This is a genomic window from Botrimarina mediterranea, assembly GCF_007753265.1.
Taxonomy (GTDB): Bacteria; Planctomycetota; Planctomycetia; order Pirellulales; family Lacipirellulaceae; genus Botrimarina; species Botrimarina mediterranea.
In genome coordinates this window covers 1,179,786-1,196,297 of the sequence record NZ_CP036349.1, presented here as the reverse complement: position 1 = coordinate 1,196,297, position 16,512 = coordinate 1,179,786, and the positions used below count along the sequence as shown (strand labels likewise).

The window sequence follows — 16,512 nt, the reverse complement described above, 5'->3', positions numbered from 1 at the left end:
CGATTACGCGCACCATGCCGTGTTCGGCCAATCGAACGAAATCGTCGGGAGGCGCCTCCTACATCGCATTGGATTGTTTCCCTCGGCGTCTTCTCTGCGCCCTCGGTGGCTCTGTGGTGAACCCTTTAAGTCTGTGGTGAACTTATGAAGAAGGTACTCAGCGTCGGTCAGTGCGGACCCGATCACTCCGGGATTGTCGCGTTCCTCAAGCGGAACTTCGGCGAGGTGGCGATCGATACGGCCAAGCTCCCCGGCGACACGATGACGAAGCTGCGCACGAGCGGCTACGACCTAGTGCTGGTGAACCGCAAGCTCGACGAGGACTACTCGGACGGCCTGGAGATCATCAAGGCGATCAAGGCCGACCCGGCCCTGCAAGAGACGCCGGTAATGCTCGTCACCAACTACGCCGACCACCAAAACACGGCCGTCGCCGCCGGCGCGCTTCGCGGCTTCGGCAAGCTCGAGTTCAACCAGCCCGAGACGGTCGAACGCGTCCGCGCGGTGCTGGGCGAGTAGTCTCGCGCAGAGACGCGGAGGGGTCAACGGATTAAGTCTCGCGCAAAGGCGCTAAGACGCGAAGGCTTCGAAGAATAGCCCCACGCCGCTTCCGAAGCAATCGCGACCATCGCCCTTCTTATGATTCTTCCTTCTTTGCGACTTCGCGCCTTTGCGTGAGGCATAGGAGTTTCCCCTTAGTTACTCTGCGTCTCCGCGTCTCTGCGCGAGTCCTACCCTGCCGACAACAGCGCCGTCTGCTCGGCTTCGATCTCGATCGCGTCCGCGTCGGGGACCGCCTGGCAGCGTGGGCACATCAGCAGCGTGTAGGCCGAGGGGGCGAAGATCAGCGCCAGCAGGGTCGCTCCGCCGACGCCGCCGGCGATCGTGATCGCCATCGGGGGCCAGAAGCCGCCGCCGCCGAGGATCAGCGGCAGGAAGCCGGCGATCGTGGTGAAGGTCGTCGCCAGGACATGGCGGCTCGATCGCGCCACGACGTCGACGATTGCGTCCACGTCGCCGGTCCGCGCCCGCGCGTCCTCCCGCAGCGCGGCGAGCACGACGATCGTGTCGTTGATGCCGACGCCGATGAGCCCCATCGTGCCGATGATCGCGGTGAAGCCAAACGGATAACCAGCGATCGACAACGACCCGAGGGCGAGTCCCACCGACAGCGCCGCGACGGCGCCGATGATCACCGCCATGCGGAAGCTGCTGAACGACAGCACGAGCGTCGCCGCCATCAGCACCATCAGCACCGCGACGTTCGACATCAGGTTGCCGACGGCGTCGTTGCGTTTGGCGCCCTCGCCGCCCCACTCGAGCCGATAGCCCTGCGGCAACTCGAAGTCGGACTCCGCCAGCCGCCGTTCGAACCGCGCCTGCACCTCCGCGGGGAGCAGGCCGGCGGCGATGTAGGCCTTCACCTCGTTGATCCGTTCGGAATTGAAATGCGGTATCGCCGACCGCTCCGACTCCAGACGCAGCGACGCCAACGCCGAAAGCGGCGTGCGGACCGCATCGCCCGTCGCACTGCGACCCACGAGGTCCGCGGCCGCGACACGACCCGTCTCGCTGCGATCGGCGCCGGCGACGCGCACCCGCACGGGCAGGCTCTCCGTCCCTTCGAGCACCAGGCCGCCGACGGCGCCTTCGAGCGTCGCGTCGAGCTGTCGCGCGACCGATTGGTTATCGAGCCCCGCCAGCCGCGCCGACGCCTCGTCGACCTCGACGGCCAGCTTCGGCAGCGACTCCGAGAGGTCGGACTGCGTCAACACAATACCCGGCGTCTCGCTCATCACGCGCCGCACCTGCCGCCCCAGAGCCTCGAGCTCGTCGAGGTCGGGCCCAAACAGCCGCGCCTCGATCGGCGCGTCGAACGGCGGGCCCTGTTCGAGTTGCTTGGCGAGGAAGCGACCGGCGGGGAGCTTAGCGTTCAACTCCTGCTGCACCTCACGCACCAGCGCGAAGTAGTCCTCGCTCGAATCGATCTGCACAATCGCCTGTGCGTACTGCGGCACGGCGGCGCGGTTGGCGAGCATGTTGTAGTAGAACGTCGGCGCGCTCTCGCCGAGGAACCAATCGACCGACTCCACCCGCGGGTGGGCGAGCAACACTTCCCGGGCCTCGATGGCGAGGCGACGCGTGGCGTCGATCGACGCGCCGGCCGGCAAGTCGAGCTGCACTTGGAATTGATCACGCTCGGCGGGCGGAAAGAACTGCTCGGTCAACGAACGCGCCAAGACAAACCCGACGATCGGCGGCGCCATCGCCAGTCCGATCCCCAGCGCGGGCCGGCGATACAAGAACTCGAGCACGACGCGGTATCCGCTCGTGAGCCGGTCCGATCGCAAACCGGTCGCCCACCACGGCAGCCGCTCCCGCTCGGCCTGCGGCGCGAAGATCGCCGCCACCGCGGGCGTCACCGTCAGAGCCAGCACGAACGACGAGGTCACAGCGAGCATCACGCTGATCGCTATCGCGCCGACGAACTCGCCCGCCGGGCCGGGCATTAGCGCGATCGGGGCAAACGACAAACACGTCGTCAGCGTCGAGCCAAACAGGGGCCCCGCCAAGTGGCGGACCGCGTCAGAGACCGCGCCGCCGGGGGACTCGCCTTGGTGGATGCGGACGGCGACCTCGTCGACGACGACGATGGCGTTATCGATTAGCAGCCCCAGCGCAATGATCAGCCCCGTCACCGACATCTGGTGGATCGGGATCTCCAGCCACCGCATCCCGGCAAGCACCATCAACGCCGCCAACGGCAGCGCCGAACCAACCACCAGCGCGTTCCGCCAGCCCATCATCAGCCACACCACAACCATCACCGCCGCGGCGCCCGCCACGAGGTTCCCCATCAGCGTCGCGAGCCGCGACTTCACGTAGCCACTCTGTTCGAAGACCCGCTTCAAACCAACGGCCGGCGGCAGCTCTTGCTCGAACGCCCGGATCGACTCGTCGGCGGCGACGAACCAGTGGTCGATCCGCTGGTCGCTGCGGACCAGCACGCCGATCGTCACCGCCGGTTTGCCATCGACCAGCGCCGCGCGGCGTGGCGGGTTCGCGATCCCTTTCCTCACGTCGGCCACGGCGCCGAGCGTGATGACGCGTCCGGCGTCGTCGCCGTCGCTGGCGCCATAGCGGATCGGCGTCGCGGCGATGCGTTGGACGGTGTCGAGTTCCGACGCGACCTCGATCACCAGTGAGCCACCGGCGGCGCGCACCTGCCCGGCGGCGACCTTCGCGTCGCTCGCCGCCAGCTGCCGCGCCACGTCGTCGGCCGAGAGGCCGAGCATCGCCAGCCGGGCGGCGTCAATCTCGACGGTGATCTCTTCGTCGGGATCGCCGAACGTATCGACCTCGCGCGTCCCCGGCACGGCAAGCATCCGCCGCTCAAGCTCCTCGGCCAGCCGCCGCAGCACGGCGTAATTCACGTCGGTCGGCGCGTCCCACCGCAGCGCGAGGATCGACGCATAAGCCGTCACTTCGAGCAGATCGAATCGCGGCTTGGACGCTTCGGGAGGGAGCTGCGCCTCGGCGTCGTCGATCTTGTTGCGGACCCGCGACCAGACCTCGTCGGCCTGGTACACGTCGTCGCGCAGCTCGATGATCGTCGTCGCCACACCCGCCCGCGCGGTGGTGCGGACCTCCTTGATCTCGGGGACCTCGCGCAGCTCTTCCTCGATCGGCTCGACCACCAGCGCCTCGACGCGCTCGGGCGTTGCGCCGGGGAGCAGCGTGTTGACGATCGCCGCCCGTTGCGTCAGCACCGGGTCCTCCAACCGCGGCAACACCATCAGCGACGACAAGCCAGCGACGATCACTAGCGTGATCGACAGCACGAGTAGCCGGCGGTTGTCGTAGAGGAGGCGAGACATGGGGAGTGGCTGGTAGGGGATAGACCGATAGTCCGTTAGGAGCAGTTTGTTCCCCCTCGCTTTCAGGGAGGCCCTTCCTTGGGTACGCGGGGGAGGGTGAGACGTCTCAAGCTGCAAGACTCATTGAGTACCGCTGCGAAATGCCTTCCTCGGTACTCAATGCGGCAAGGCGATCGACGCCGCAGAACCTCCCCCCGCGTACCCAAGGAAGGGCCTCCCTGAAAGGGAGGGGGACTTTTCGCTCGCACTGCTTTGCTCAACCGAACGCTTAGCCGACTTCACTCCATTCATTTCCGCCGCAACGCGTTGCCCCGCGACGACACGATGCGCCCCTTCGACGATCACCGCTTCACCGGGTTGTAGCGCGCCGCGGACGAACGAGCGATCGCCCGCGTTCTCGATCACCTCGACCGCGCGTTGCGCCGCTTTACCGTCCTCCACTACGAGCACCGACCAGAGACCGCGGCGGTCGGGGCTCAGCGCTTGGGTGGGAACCCAGTAGCCGCTCATCGCCACCGGCTCGGCGACGCCCAGCCGCACGACTTCGCCCGCGACAAGTCCTCCTGACGTCGGGCCCGCTGCGTCATCAATCCGCAACACGACGTTCTGCGTCCGTGTCTGCGCGTCGAGCTCGGGACGGACCGATTGCACAACGGCGGCGTAGTCGCGGCCATCGATGCGGAGGCTCGTGTTGTCGCCGACTGCAAAACTCCTCGCCGAAGCGGGCGGCACGCCGACCCAAGCCTCCAGCGCGCCGGTTTCGATCAGTTCAACCACCGGCGCCCCAGCGGCGATGACGGTCCCTTCGTCGATTTTTCGCCGGGCGATGCAGCCGTCGTACGGCGCTAGCAACACCGAGTCGTCGAGTTCATGCAGGATGTCGGCCAGGCTCGCCTCGAGCGCCGCGACCTGCGCCTCTTGCGCGTCGACGCGTTCTCGCCGCGTGCCGGCCTCGAGCTCGTCGAGGTTCTTCTGCGCGACCTCGGTGCGCGCTGCGGCGGCGCGGTAGTCGTACATCGCCAGTTCGTACTCTTCGCGGCTCACCGCGCTGCTGGCGACCAGTTGCTCGCGACGCTTCATCGTCTTCTCCGCCACGTCGCGTTGCGCGGCGAGGTTCTCGACCTCGGCGCGAGCGGCGGCGATCGTCTGCGGCCGCGGCCCTGCCTTGAGCTCACTCAGCACTGCGCTCGCCTGGGCGAGGTCGGCCTCGGCCTTCGCCCGCCGGGCGTCGAGCCGCCGCGTGTCGAGCCGCGCCAGGAGTTGGCCTTTGGCGACAGCGTCCCCTTCATCGACGACAAGCTCAACGACCTTGCCGGCGCGCTCGAACGACAACGTGCTCCGCCGCTTGGCGACGAGCGTGCCGGTGTAGACGCGCTCGCGGAGGTACGAGTCCACCAGTTCCGCCCTCATGGCGCCTACCGGCGTCACCGATGGCGACGGCGACTCGCTCGCCGCGGCCCGATCGTTCCGTGTCGCCAAGGTCGCGGCGCCGGCCGCAATGACCACCACAAGAACGCCAATACCCGTCGCTATCCAACGATTGGTCATTTTATGACGATGCGTCAACTGATAGGCCGACAAAAAGCCGCAGGAGTTGTCCGAGCGGCCTACGGCGCGGGCTAGTTAGGTCGCGAATTGGTCGTGCCGGAACATCTCGGCTTTGACGCGGTCCATGTGGGCCGAGTAATCGTAGTCGCTCGACAACGGCCGCCAGCCGTAGCCGTCGAGCATCCGGTGCTGGTTGGTGCGGAGCGAGCGGATCGGGTTGTCGATGCCGATCTCGCCCAGCGTGTCGCTGCTATGGGTGATGATCTGAGAGCCAAGGTAAATCGACCAGAGGCCGAAGACAATTTCCTCGGGCCGTACCCCCTCGGGGAGGGAGAGGTCTCCGGTGGCGACACCGTGATGGACTACCTCGACGACGGTCGACATGCAGAGCTTCTCGCAGCTCTGCATCAGCTCGCGGCGCTCGGGCGAGGTCTTCTCCCAGATCGACGCGGCGCGGACGATCTGCTCCACCTTGAAGTGGTAGGGGAAATGCTCGACGAAGGCCTCGGCAGCGGCGCCGAGGGTCGCGAGCCGCACCCGGTCGGGCGCTTGGATCGCCGCCGCCACCTTGAACATCCGCTGGCGGGTGTCGAGGGCGTCGTTCACCAAGGCCAGCAGGATCTCTTCCTTATTACGGAAGTGCTGGTAGATCGTCCCCTTGGAGTACTCGATCTGGGCCGCGATGCGGTCCATGTTGAGTCCCAGGTAGCCCCCTTCGAGGATCTGATCGCGGGCGACCGCCAGGATCTGGGCCTCGCGGAGCCGGATCTCACGCTGCTTGCGCGACTCGCCCGGGCGGGGCGCGTCGTCGAGCTGGGTCGGCGTTGGAAAGGGGATGGTCATCGTTTTTTGACTCTGCGTCAAGTTTATGACGCTTCGTCAAACGAGTCCAGGCCGAAAGCGCAAGATGCAGCAATGTGCCGGCGGGGAAAATGTCCAAAGACCAAGCCCCAATGACCAATTGAGAGCTACCGCTCCGCGGCATTGGTCTTTCGTTCCGGTTCAGGCGTCCTTGATGATCTCTTTGACCGGCTGCACAAAGTGGGGGCTCTTGCCCTTGGCGGTCAGCTCTTCGGCCTTCTTCTCGGCCTCTTTCTTCTGGCTGTAGTCGTAGAGGGCGACCCGCTTGAGCGACTGGTTGAAGACGCCCCAGAAGGCCTTTAGACGCACCTCGGCCGCAGCCTTGGAGCGGGTGGTCTTCTTCTTGGCCGTCTTCGCCACTTTCTTCTTGGGAGCGGCGGCTTCCATCGCCTCGGCGGCTTCGGCTTCGGCGCGGAGATTCTGACGGCTGACGACTTTACGAGCCATGAACGGCCTCTGACGGACGGACCGGGAAGGGACTACCTGAGAGCGTCACACGACGCCGAGCCAAGTAGCTTAACACGCCAGCCGCCGCCCTCCTACCGGGGGCGTCCGCGCGCCCATATTCGGCGGGTATGGCTCAGGTTGTCCCGGAATCGGGGTCGGCCTCGATCTTGATACGCATCTTGGCGGCGACCCGATCCAGACCGGCTTGGAAGTAGATGATCGGCCGCTTGCTCTGATCCCCCGATGGGGCGTGGCTGCGGGCCCAGAAGAACATCCGGTTGACGATCTTCTCTGGGAGTTCACCGCGGTTGACCGTATCGATGACGGCGTCGATGTACGCCAGCTCCGCGGGCCGGCGGGCACGGAGGCCCAGCGTGAGCCTCTCACGCAGCGTAGGCTCGCGTTTATCGAACGTCTGGGCAAATGCCTGGGGTATCCCTAGGATCGCGACAGAGGCCGCCAGGAGGCCTCTGACGACGGCCCTGCGGCTGGCTGATGGTTTCGACATCGCGTGGCCTCCAAGAGGCGTGACAGGAGCGGTAGTCTGCTGCCGCGTTTAGCAGATCGCCGGGCCGAGGCCAACGCCGAACTTCGCCCCCGGTCGGTCCCTGCCCATCGGGCCGCCAGACGGCCGTTTTGGGTCCCAACACGCCCTTCCGCGGGCTATGCTTAGGCTGTAGGCTCCGTCCCCTGGATGTGTCGCCGAACGGGGTGAACAAAAGGCCCAATTCGACGTAACGACAGGCGGCGTCCTTTCCGATACCTACCTGCGAACAACCTACGGCGCCTGCGGCGACAACGCCCAACACGACGCTGATTTACCGCTCAAGCTTTCGACCAACATTCCGCCGGGAGGACCTAAAAAATCGATTGGCCCGAGCCGATCCATGGCAGCGCGCAGCGCTGTCCGGTACGCGCCTGTCTTCGAGTGACTCCACTCCGACGCAATCGGTCGAAAGTTTGTTCTAAGGAAGCCGTGGCGGGATTACCCGCCGCGGCTTTCTTTTTTGGCGAAGGGCTGAGATCGGGAAACTTACGGAAGGGCCCTGTTGGGGATGGTGGGGGATGGGGGGATGGTGGAAGCTTAGGGGCGACGCCGTCTCACTACGCAACCGACCACCTGCCGATGCCCGCTAGCTCCAAGACCAACGACGCCAAGTGGCGGAGTGAATACCCGTTCTCTTCTCACTGGATGAATCTACCCGACGGTCAGCTGCACTACGTTGACGAGGGGCCGCGCAGTGGCGAAACGCTGCTCTTTGTCCACGGCAACCCGACGTGGTCGTTCCATTGGCGGCGTTTGATCACGGCGCTGAGCCCGACGCGCCGCTGCGTGGCGATCGACCATCTGGGCTGCGGTCTCAGCGATAAGCCTCACGTCGGCTACCGACTCGCCGATCGCATCCGGCACTTGGGTCGGCTCGTTGACGAACTCGACCTGCGTCAGGTCACGCTTGTCGCACAGGACTGGGGCGGCGCGATTGGCCTAGGCGCGATGCTCGACCGGCAGGAGCGGCTCGATCGGGTGCTGCTTTACAACACCGGCGCGTGGCCGCCCGACTCGATCCCTGCGCGGATCAACGTTTGCAAGACGCCGCTCTTGGGCAAGCTCGCGCTGCAAGGGGGCAACCTGTTCTCGCTCACGGCGCTGCGGATGACGATGGCGCGGCGGAAGCTCGACGCAATCGCCGAGGCCGGTTACCTCGCGCCGTACAACAACTGGGCCAACCGCCGCGCAGTGTACGAGTTCGTCGCCGACATCCCACGGACGCCCGACCACCCAACGTGGCGGACGCTGAAGTCCATCGACGAGCGGCTGCCGCAACTCGCAAGGCTGCCGATCCGGCTGGTGTGGGGGATGCAAGACTGGTGCTTCACGCCGGCGTGCCTCGAACGGTTTCAGCGCTACTGGCCAGAGGCCGAGGCGTTTCGGCTAGAGGACGTGGGGCATTGGGTGCCGGAGGACGCGCCTGAAGAGGCGTTGCGGCTGTTGGCGGAGTTTGTTGGCGGCGCGACCGCGGTCGGGGACGCCGCGGCTCATTCGACGCACGTTGTGCGCGAAGGGGTTTGAGCGATGTCCGATAGCCGAGAGCCGACACCCTCGTACGCCATCCGCCTCGACAAGGCCGAGTTCACCTTCTGCGCGGCGCACTTCATCACTTATGCCGGCGATGTTTGCGAACCGCTGCATGGTCACAACTACCGCGTCGCCGTCGAGGCCGAGGGGCCGCTCGACGAGAACTCGTACGTGCTCGACTTCATCGCGACGCGCGACTCGCTCGCAGCGATTACGCGCGGGCTCGACCACCGGATGCTGCTGCCGACCGAGCACCCGCTGATCCGCGTCGAAGAGACCACCGGACCGCTCGGCGGCGCCGAAATGGTCGTCACGTTCCGTGACCGCCGCTGGGTCTTTCCGCATTCCGACTGCGTGCTGCTGCCGCTTGCGAACACGACGGCCGAACTGCTCGCCCGCTGGATCGGCGAGCAATTGCTCGCAGCCCTCGCCCAACGCGGCGAACCAACACCGGCGCGGCTGGTTATTGAGGTCGATGAGTGCGACGGGCAGGTCGGCTTTTGCCGGTTGGAAGGGTTGTAGCGGCGATTGCGTGTAGGGCGGCCGTGAGCCGGGCGGATACCCGCCAAATCCGAACATCTCTACGCGGTTGGGCGATGCGCTGGGCCCGACGACCTACGTTTGCCCTGAGAGGCGAGAGGTCTTTGCGCCTCTCGGAATCCCCTGGCCACCTCGATCAAGGCGCGTCACGATGCGAGTCGAACACATCAACCCGTTCCTCAAGGCGGTCACCAACACGTTCGCCACAATGCTGGCGGCGGACTGCCATCGCGGCGACCTGACGCTCGGCGACCCCAAGCAACGGATGTTCCCGATCAGCGGCCTCATCGGCCTCTCGGGCAAGGCCCACGGCATGGTCGTGATCAACCTCTCGACCGAGGTGGCGCTGAAGGCCGCGTCGGCGATGCTGATGGAAGAGATGACCGAGATCAACGACGACGTCGTCGACGCCGTTGGCGAGTTGGCGAACGTCATCGCCGGCCAGGCAAAGACCGACCTCGAGCAGTTCGACCTCTCGGTGAGTCTGCCGAACGTGATCATCGGCGAAGGCCACGAAATCCGCTTCCCCTCCTCGACGCCGCCGCTCGTGGTGCCGTTCAAGACCGACTTCGGCCCGATGCGGCTAGAAGTAGGCTTCGAGCCCGCGCCGGAACTAGCTAGCGTCTAATCCGCCCCAAGTCAGTTAACCACAGAGCCACGAAGAATACAGAGGAAGGCACAGAGGGGTTTCTCTATGCGTCGCTCTGTGTCCTCCGTGGCTCTGTGGTTAATTTTTCTCTGGCGACGGCATCTCAATCGACGACGCGCGTGCCTTCGGTCGCGGTCAGCGCGGCGAACAAATCATTGAGCTTCGCCGTCATCGGCCGCTGCGATTCGGCGCCGATCGTGCGGCCGTCGATCTCCACGACTGGCGCGATCTCTCCCATTGTGCCCGTGCAAAAGCACTCCTCGGCGCGATACGCCTCGGGAAGTGAAACGTCACGCACCTCGTGCTGAATGTCGTTGGCTTTACAAAGGTCGAGCACGGTCTGACGGGTGATCCCCTCGGGACACGCAACGGTCCGCGGCGTCGTAACGACGCCGTCGATGACAAGGAACAGGTGCGTTGCGTTCGTCTCGGCGATGAAGCCGCGCCCATCAAGCATCACCGCGTCGTCAGCGCCCGCGCGCGTGGCCTCGATCTTGGCGAGGATCGAGTTGAGCAGGTTGTTGTGGTGGATCTTCGGATCAAGCACGTCCGGCGACGCGCGGCGGTAGGAAGTCGTCGCCAGCCGCAGCCCCGTCTTGTCGTAGACGGGCCGCTTGAACTCCGCCAGGACGATCAACGTCGGGCCCGACTGGTTAAGCCGCGGGTCCATGCCGCTGGTGATCTTCACGCCGCGCGTCAGCGTCAAACGGAGGTGCACACCGTCACGCATCCCGTTGGCGGCGAGCGTCTGGCGGATCGCGTCGGTGATCGCTTCTTCGGTCGGGATCTCAGCAAACGCCAACGCCATCGCCGAGTGCCGTAGCCGCCGCAGGTGCTCGGTCAACTTGAAGATGCGCCCGTCGTAGAGCCGCAGCCCCTCCCACACCGCGTCGCCCCCCTGCACGACCGAGTCGAACGGGCTGACACCGGCCTCGTCCCGATGCGAGAGCTTGCCGTTGATCCAAATCTTGAGGTCGCGGTTACGCTCGTCGAACTTCTGCAGCATGACGCTTGGATTGATAAAGGTTTCACCGCAACGGGCACGAAGGACACGACGGCCTGATGCCGGTGCGTCGTTATCGCGCGAGGCCGGTCGTCGTGCTCGTCGTGTCCGTCGTGGTGCTCATTTTCAGGAACTCACTTCAAGCGATGTTGCGCCAGCTCTTCGTACAGTGGCAGGCATGCTTCTAGCACCGGGCGCAAGTTGTCCGGCACGTCGTCGAACTCTTCCCGCGGCGGGCCGAAGCCGGTGGTCTGCTCGACCTTCTTGTACCAGAAGGGCGCCCATGCGCCGTCGGTCTCCCGGAGGCCCGGCGGCCAGCTCAGCATCGCGTCGTCGTACGCCACCCCGATGCGCTCACACAGTTGCTTCAGCACGCCCGGCGGGTCGCGAAGCACGTCGCACGAGTCGATCACCGCGGGCGTGCGGCCGGTGCGTTGCCGTTCCCGGCGGAACAACTCGACCTGCTGGGGCAAGCCGATGTCCTCGGGCCGCGGGTCGGGGAAGAACTCGGTCATCGAAACCAGCACCGCCGCCGGCCGGCGGATCAAGAAACAGTTCGTGAGCCCATCCACCCAGTCGCGCTCGACCTGCGGCAACAGGTGATGCGCCATGTGCTTCTGATACCACACCCGCTTGCCGCCGGGCACAGGCCCCGTCAGCCAATCGGCCACGCGCCGCCAATCGGCGTCGTGAGCGGCGAGCGTCTCGTCGTAGCCCGGGTGCCGTCGATCGGCTGTCTCCCGCAAGTAGTGGGCATACAACGGCTCGTCGGTGACAAACGCGTCGGAACGCGCCCCCCAAGACCGCATCAAAGTCGTCGATAGATTCCGCGGCCCCGACCACATCGCGATACGGACGCCGGTAGGTTGACTTGCCTTCATGGGGGAAGTCTCGTCACCACGAGCCTACGGCACAAGCCCGCCAGCTTAACTCCTAGTTCGCACTCCCCCAGACCCAAAAGGCCTGAGCCGTTACACTCGATAACATAACATCGGTTGTGGATAGCAGCGTGCATAGCGAGTCTATAATAGACCTCTTGGGTAGCCGTATCGCCGTCGTCGGAGCGCCTGGCGCGGGAAAGAGCACCTTAGCGCAGCGGCTCGCGGAGAGACTCGACGCGAAACACATTGATCTCGACGCTCTCCACTTCTTACCGGGATGGAGACTACGGCCCGAGGAAGACGTGCGAACCGATGTCGGCCAAGCGGTCGCGGCTGAGCGTTGGGTCGCCTGCGGCAACTGGCGCAACGTCCGTGACTTGGTTTGGGGCCGCGCCACGTCCATCGTCTGGCTCGATTACTCGCTAGCCGTTTGCTTCAGGCGATTGCTGAAACGAACGGTGCGGCGTTGCTGGTGCGGCGAAGAGTTTCACAACGGCAATCGCGAAGACTTCGCCACTCAGTTCTTCTCAAGAGACTCCCTGCTACTCTACCTCTTGCGTGAGCACCGCCGCCGGCGAGAAGACATCGGCTCGGCTATCGACGATCCGGCGTGGCGAAGCCTTACGGTTCGGCGATTGAAGAGGCCGTGTGAGCTGAAGCTAGTGTTGTCGCAAAGCAAGTGATACTACTCGCCGATGATCTTCACCAGCACCCGCTTCTTGCGGCGGCCGTCGAACTCGCCGTAGAAAACCTGCTCCCAGGGGCCAAAGTCGAGCTTGCCTTCGGTGATTGCGACAACCACCTCGCGTCCCATGATCTGTCGCTTGTGATGAGCGTCGGCGTTGTCCTCCCCCGTGCGGTTGTGGTGGTACCGCTGCGGCGACGCGTCGAACGGAGCCAGTTCTTCTAGCCACTTCTTGTAGTCGCGGTGCAGACCCGGCTCGTCGTCGTTGATGAAGACCGAGGCCGTGATGTGCATCGCGTTCACAAGCACCAACCCCTCCTGCACACCGCTCTCACGGACGCAGGACTCGACCTCGGGCGTGATGTTCTGAAACGCCATTCGCTCTGGCAGGTTGAACCAGAGCTCTTTGCGATAGGACTTCAAGGCTTGCCTCGCGACTCGACTCGGTTGATATCAGCGATCGCAACGAGAAAAATAGTTTCTCACGGCGAGCTGAGCCCGTCTACCGCGCAACGCCATCGTCGCACGCACCACCTGCTGAGTCCGATGACTTCGACACGACCGCGGCGCCGTTAGAGCGCTGAGCCGAGACCACTGCCAAGAGCACGATCGAGAGCGGCAGCGGCGAGCGCCTCGTCAAGCGGCGTGGCGTCGGATTCCGAACTCAGCCAGTCACCCGAATACCAGAAGGCTTCGTCGGCCTCCGACAATCCGTTCCCTGCTTGTTGATTGGGCAAAAGCAAAAGAGCTTCAGTGCGCGAAGTCGAACCAGCAGAAACCTTAGCACCTGGCGTGAACACCTTCGGGTGGTTCGTCGACGCGGACGATGTGGAGAACAGCGCGAACTTCGGCGCCGCCGTAGGGCTTAGAGTCTCCGATCGCTCAACCGTCGGCGCGACGACGCCTTCTTTAGCGACGACGCCATCGCTAGCCGCAAGGGCGGGTTCTCCGAAGTAATCCTCGCGTAACGAGTCGAACGTCGCATAGGTCGCGCCGTAATTGTCGATCCAGTACTGCAGGTCGGCGCGTTCGATGAACCCGTTGCCGTCCGCGTCGGCGCCGGTCCCCGGGACGACTTGCAGCGCCGTCAAGTCACGCCACACGGTGTAGTCCGCAGCGTTGACGACCCCATCGCTATTCAGGTCGGCGGCAAGGCCCGATCCCGTCTGGCCGTACTGCGCCACCCAAATCAAGCGATCATCTTCGTTGATCAGGCCATCGGAGTTGATGTCGCCAAGCCGCCCGGGCGTCGCGTCGTAGAGGGTGTCTCGCCAGACGGTATAGTCAGCGGCGTCGACGACGCCGTCACGGTTGAAGTCACCGGGCGAGGCGAACGACTCGAAGATCGCCTTGTCGTAGAGACCCGACGCCATCCATTCCAGCCGTTGGGACGGGTCCCACGCCGAATCATCGAACGTGACGAGGATCGGATCGATTGCCGCGATGACATCGCCCGTCCGATCAGCCCACTGGAAATTGTCGAGGTCCAATTCCCCAACGGCGGCGACCTGCCGAGAGACGGCGGTGTCGCCAGAGATGACGAAGTTGACGCTGAGCTCCTCGTCGTACGAGAGAACCAGCTCAAACCAGTCCCCACGCTGTAAGTGCTCCCTCGTGGCTGAGGAAAGGAGCATGCTCGATTGCAGGACGCCATCCTGATACATATCGACATAAACGCGAACGCCGTATCGAAATTGCTGTAGGGTGACCTCAATGGCGTCGCCGTCTTCTCCCACGAGCGACGCGATCGGCATCCGCTGCTCGCTGCTCAGCGGCGCGATGTGTGGCCAGTGCGCTACGATGCCCACCGACCACGCTTCGCCGAGGTCCGGTAGCGCCATCGACTCCAGTTCATCCGAACCTGAGGCTTGCGGCGCAAGCGGATAGGTCGGGGCGACGCCTTCGCCAAAGTAAGGAGCTGCAACAAGGAACCTAGCGCCAGGCGTCCGGTAGTACGTCCTGAGTTCGGCGGCGAATCTCCCTTCCAACTCGTCATCGATCCCGGTCGAAACGCCCGTCGATATCCATTGGGTGTTGCTGTTGACCTCGAAGTACTTCAAATCGCTGAACGCCGAAACGCCCGCTGACGAATCAACGCCGCCCTGGTTGGCGCCGAAGCTTGCGGCCTGCGATCCCAGGTTGGCGACCCACATCTCCACGACATGCGGGTCGGCGGTGTGCGAGGTCTCGCCCGGCGGCTGCAACCAGAGGCTGCCGAGCTCATGGTTGGTTCCGTTGACGACGACTTCATAGACGGGCGCCGAGGACTCGAATGGCGGCGCTGGCGCCTGCAACTCAAGTGCTTCGAGGGTGTCTTGATAGCGCCAAGCGCCCTCCGAGTAAACGACCCGTCGTACCGAATTAGAAGCGTGCGGATCGCGGCGCCACTCCGGATCGAGAGCGATCTCGTTGACGCCCCCCGGCGCGATCTGCAAGGGTCGCAACTCCGTCGAGGTAGGCGTATCAGCCAACCAGAACTTGCTATCGGAGAACGCAAGGAGCCGATCGCCGTACAGCCAAATCGAAGCCTTCTTGTTGTTCGGGGGGCGATTGAAGTCGATCCATTGCTCGCCATCGGGCGAATAGTAGTAGTTGTTATCGTCTACCGCGCCCGCAACGTATCCCACGCCCTGCACCCATTGGAGATGCAGGACTGGAATCCCCCCATAGACACCACCCGGAGTGCCGATCTCCGGCTGATAGATTTTCGCGTCGATGGTCAGCCGGTCGGTGAGTTCGGACATGGCGCCAAACGACAGCACATGATCGGGAGTCTCGTCACCAGACGTCAGGTGCTCTCCGGGGACCGGTGATGGCGCCGCCGCGACTGGCTGAGGCGCCAACTTGTAACTCACGCCTGAAGCGTCATAGCCACCGTAGACCGTCGCCGATTCAATCGGCGCCGTCTCATAGTTCTCTAAGTCGAACTTGTGGAACATCGTCCTGGCCCGGTAACCGACGTCCCCCCAATGTGAGATCAACCCGCCGGTAGTCACCGCCGCCGTGTGAGCGTGCAACCCGCCACTGTCCTCGGGGATCCACTCGCTGTAGACGAGTCGATTGGGGCTGATGACCCAATGGTCCGACCCTTCCGGTCGATCGGCGCGGAACAGCCCGATCTGCCCTCCCTTGGGGTTTCCTGATTTGAAGAAGTAATCGGCCCACGGGAACCAAGCCGCGGTTGAGTCCTCGATCCCATCCACCGGGAATGGATTCATGAACGACCAGGGCTGCAACCGGTCCATCCCTACTGATTCCTCGATGACGGGGACACCGTACCCCCCACCCGCTACCGGGATCCGTTCGAACGTCGCACCGTAATCCTGCGTGGCGAAGAAATCGACTCCGACTTTCTGGTAGACGCCATCCACCAGTACCGATCGAGACGTAGCGATCACCACCAAACCATGATGGATGATCGCCGCACGAGGAGAGAACCGCTCGCCGGCGATCGTTCCCCGCATCAGGTCGCCGCTCCAATACTGCACGACGTTGGCGACCTCTAAATCATCGCCGCGAAAGAAATACAGGCGGTTGTAGGTCTGCTCGTGATAGAGCAGCATCGGTGTCTGTCCGTCGTGGTCCCATCCTGCGCCGATGACGGACCGCAAGCCCGTATCGAGCAGTTCGACCGGCGCTTCGGTCCACTGCACCGGGGGCGCGTAGTCGATCGACTCACCAAATCGGCGCTCATCGACGCCGACCGCCTGCCCCTGACCATTGATGGTCGCGATGTCGCGAGAGAACTCGGTCGGCAGCGTCGAAATCACGGCCCCGTCGTAGAGCGTGAACATCGCGTCGCCGACCGCCGTGTCCGGCGCGGCGAACATGCAGCGGGTCTCCAGCGTCTCGATACGCCCCCTTCGGCGCAGACGTGGAGCGGGGCCTGAACGCATATGATACCAAAACCTAGGAGAAAAACGCCGCGCCGGGCGATCGGCGT

14 protein-coding genes are annotated in these 16,512 nt (G+C 64.5%); 5 read left to right on the top strand and 9 right to left on the bottom strand.

Annotation, left to right across the window (positions count from 1 at the left end; all coding sequences use genetic code 11):
* Positions 1-144 precede the first annotated feature (144 nt).
* Positions 145-519 carry a response regulator gene (locus Spa11_RS04745; protein WP_145108664.1) on the top strand — a complete coding sequence of 125 codons (375 nt, stop codon included), beginning with the start codon at positions 145-147 and terminating at the stop codon, positions 517-519.
* Between the two features lie 212 nt (positions 520-731).
* On the opposite strand, the gene Spa11_RS04740 is transcribed toward Spa11_RS04745, so the two are convergent.
* The 5 genes from Spa11_RS04740 to Spa11_RS04720 all read right to left on the bottom strand — a co-directional run bounded on the left by Spa11_RS04740 (position 732) and on the right by Spa11_RS04720 (position 7,242).
* Positions 732-3,878, bottom strand: a complete 3,147-nt coding sequence (locus tag Spa11_RS04740; RefSeq protein ID WP_145108661.1) for an efflux RND transporter permease subunit — start codon at positions 3,876-3,878, stop codon at positions 732-734.
* Between the two features lie 156 nt (positions 3,879-4,034).
* A complete protein-coding gene (locus tag Spa11_RS04735; protein ID WP_145108658.1) occupies positions 4,035-5,426 on the bottom strand; it encodes an efflux RND transporter periplasmic adaptor subunit in 1,392 nt (463 codons plus the stop codon).
* Positions 5,427-5,501: 75 nt separating this feature from the next.
* Positions 5,502-6,269: a TetR/AcrR family transcriptional regulator gene (locus Spa11_RS04730; RefSeq protein WP_145108655.1), complete on the bottom strand. Its 768-nt coding sequence runs from the start codon at positions 6,267-6,269 to the stop codon at positions 5,502-5,504.
* A 159-nt stretch (positions 6,270-6,428) separates the two neighbouring features.
* Positions 6,429-6,734 (bottom strand): hypothetical protein, encoded by a 306-nt coding sequence (locus Spa11_RS04725; protein WP_145108652.1) that lies wholly within the window; start codon positions 6,732-6,734, stop codon positions 6,429-6,431.
* Positions 6,735-6,867: 133 nt separating this feature from the next.
* A complete protein-coding gene (locus tag Spa11_RS04720; RefSeq protein WP_145108649.1) occupies positions 6,868-7,242 on the bottom strand; it encodes a hypothetical protein in 375 nt (124 codons plus the stop codon).
* 618 nt (positions 7,243-7,860) lie between these two features.
* Between Spa11_RS04720 and Spa11_RS04715 the strand changes: the two genes are divergently transcribed.
* The 3 genes from Spa11_RS04715 (at position 7,861) to Spa11_RS04705 (ending at position 9,979) form a co-directional block, all read left to right on the top strand.
* Entirely contained in the window at positions 7,861-8,805 is a 945-nt protein-coding gene (locus Spa11_RS04715) for an alpha/beta fold hydrolase (RefSeq protein ID WP_145108646.1), read from the top strand.
* Between the two features lie 3 nt (positions 8,806-8,808).
* Positions 8,809-9,333 (top strand): 6-pyruvoyl trahydropterin synthase family protein, encoded by a 525-nt coding sequence (locus tag Spa11_RS04710; RefSeq protein ID WP_145108643.1) that lies wholly within the window; start codon positions 8,809-8,811, stop codon positions 9,331-9,333.
* Positions 9,334-9,502: 169 nt separating this feature from the next.
* Positions 9,503-9,979 (top strand): chemotaxis protein CheX, encoded by a 477-nt coding sequence (locus tag Spa11_RS04705; protein ID WP_145108641.1) that lies wholly within the window; start codon positions 9,503-9,505, stop codon positions 9,977-9,979.
* Between the two features lie 124 nt (positions 9,980-10,103).
* Here the strand turns inward: Spa11_RS04705 and Spa11_RS04700 are convergent, their stop codons facing one another.
* Both Spa11_RS04700 and Spa11_RS04695 read right to left on the bottom strand, forming a co-directional pair.
* Positions 10,104-11,006, bottom strand: a complete 903-nt coding sequence (locus tag Spa11_RS04700; RefSeq protein WP_145108638.1) for an aminotransferase class IV — start codon at positions 11,004-11,006, stop codon at positions 10,104-10,106.
* A gap of 131 nt (positions 11,007-11,137) precedes the next feature.
* A complete protein-coding gene (locus Spa11_RS04695; RefSeq protein ID WP_197529743.1) occupies positions 11,138-11,884 on the bottom strand; it encodes a sulfotransferase-like domain-containing protein in 747 nt (248 codons plus the stop codon).
* A 116-nt stretch (positions 11,885-12,000) separates the two neighbouring features.
* On the opposite strand from Spa11_RS04695, the gene Spa11_RS04690 reads away from it, so the two are divergent.
* Complete coding sequence (locus Spa11_RS04690) at positions 12,001-12,567, top strand: AAA family ATPase (protein WP_391503311.1); 567 nt, start codon at positions 12,001-12,003, stop codon at positions 12,565-12,567.
* 2 nt (positions 12,568-12,569) lie between these two features.
* Here the strand turns inward: Spa11_RS04690 and Spa11_RS04685 are convergent, their stop codons facing one another.
* The gene (locus Spa11_RS04685; RefSeq protein ID WP_145108635.1) at positions 12,570-12,992 is read right to left on the bottom strand and encodes a secondary thiamine-phosphate synthase enzyme YjbQ; all 423 of its coding nucleotides are present in this window, start codon (positions 12,990-12,992) and stop codon (positions 12,570-12,572) included.
* Between the two features lie 149 nt (positions 12,993-13,141).
* Positions 13,142-16,399 (bottom strand): hypothetical protein, encoded by a 3,258-nt coding sequence (locus tag Spa11_RS04680; protein ID WP_145108632.1) that lies wholly within the window; start codon positions 16,397-16,399, stop codon positions 13,142-13,144.
* Between the last annotated feature and the right edge of the window lie 113 nt (positions 16,400-16,512).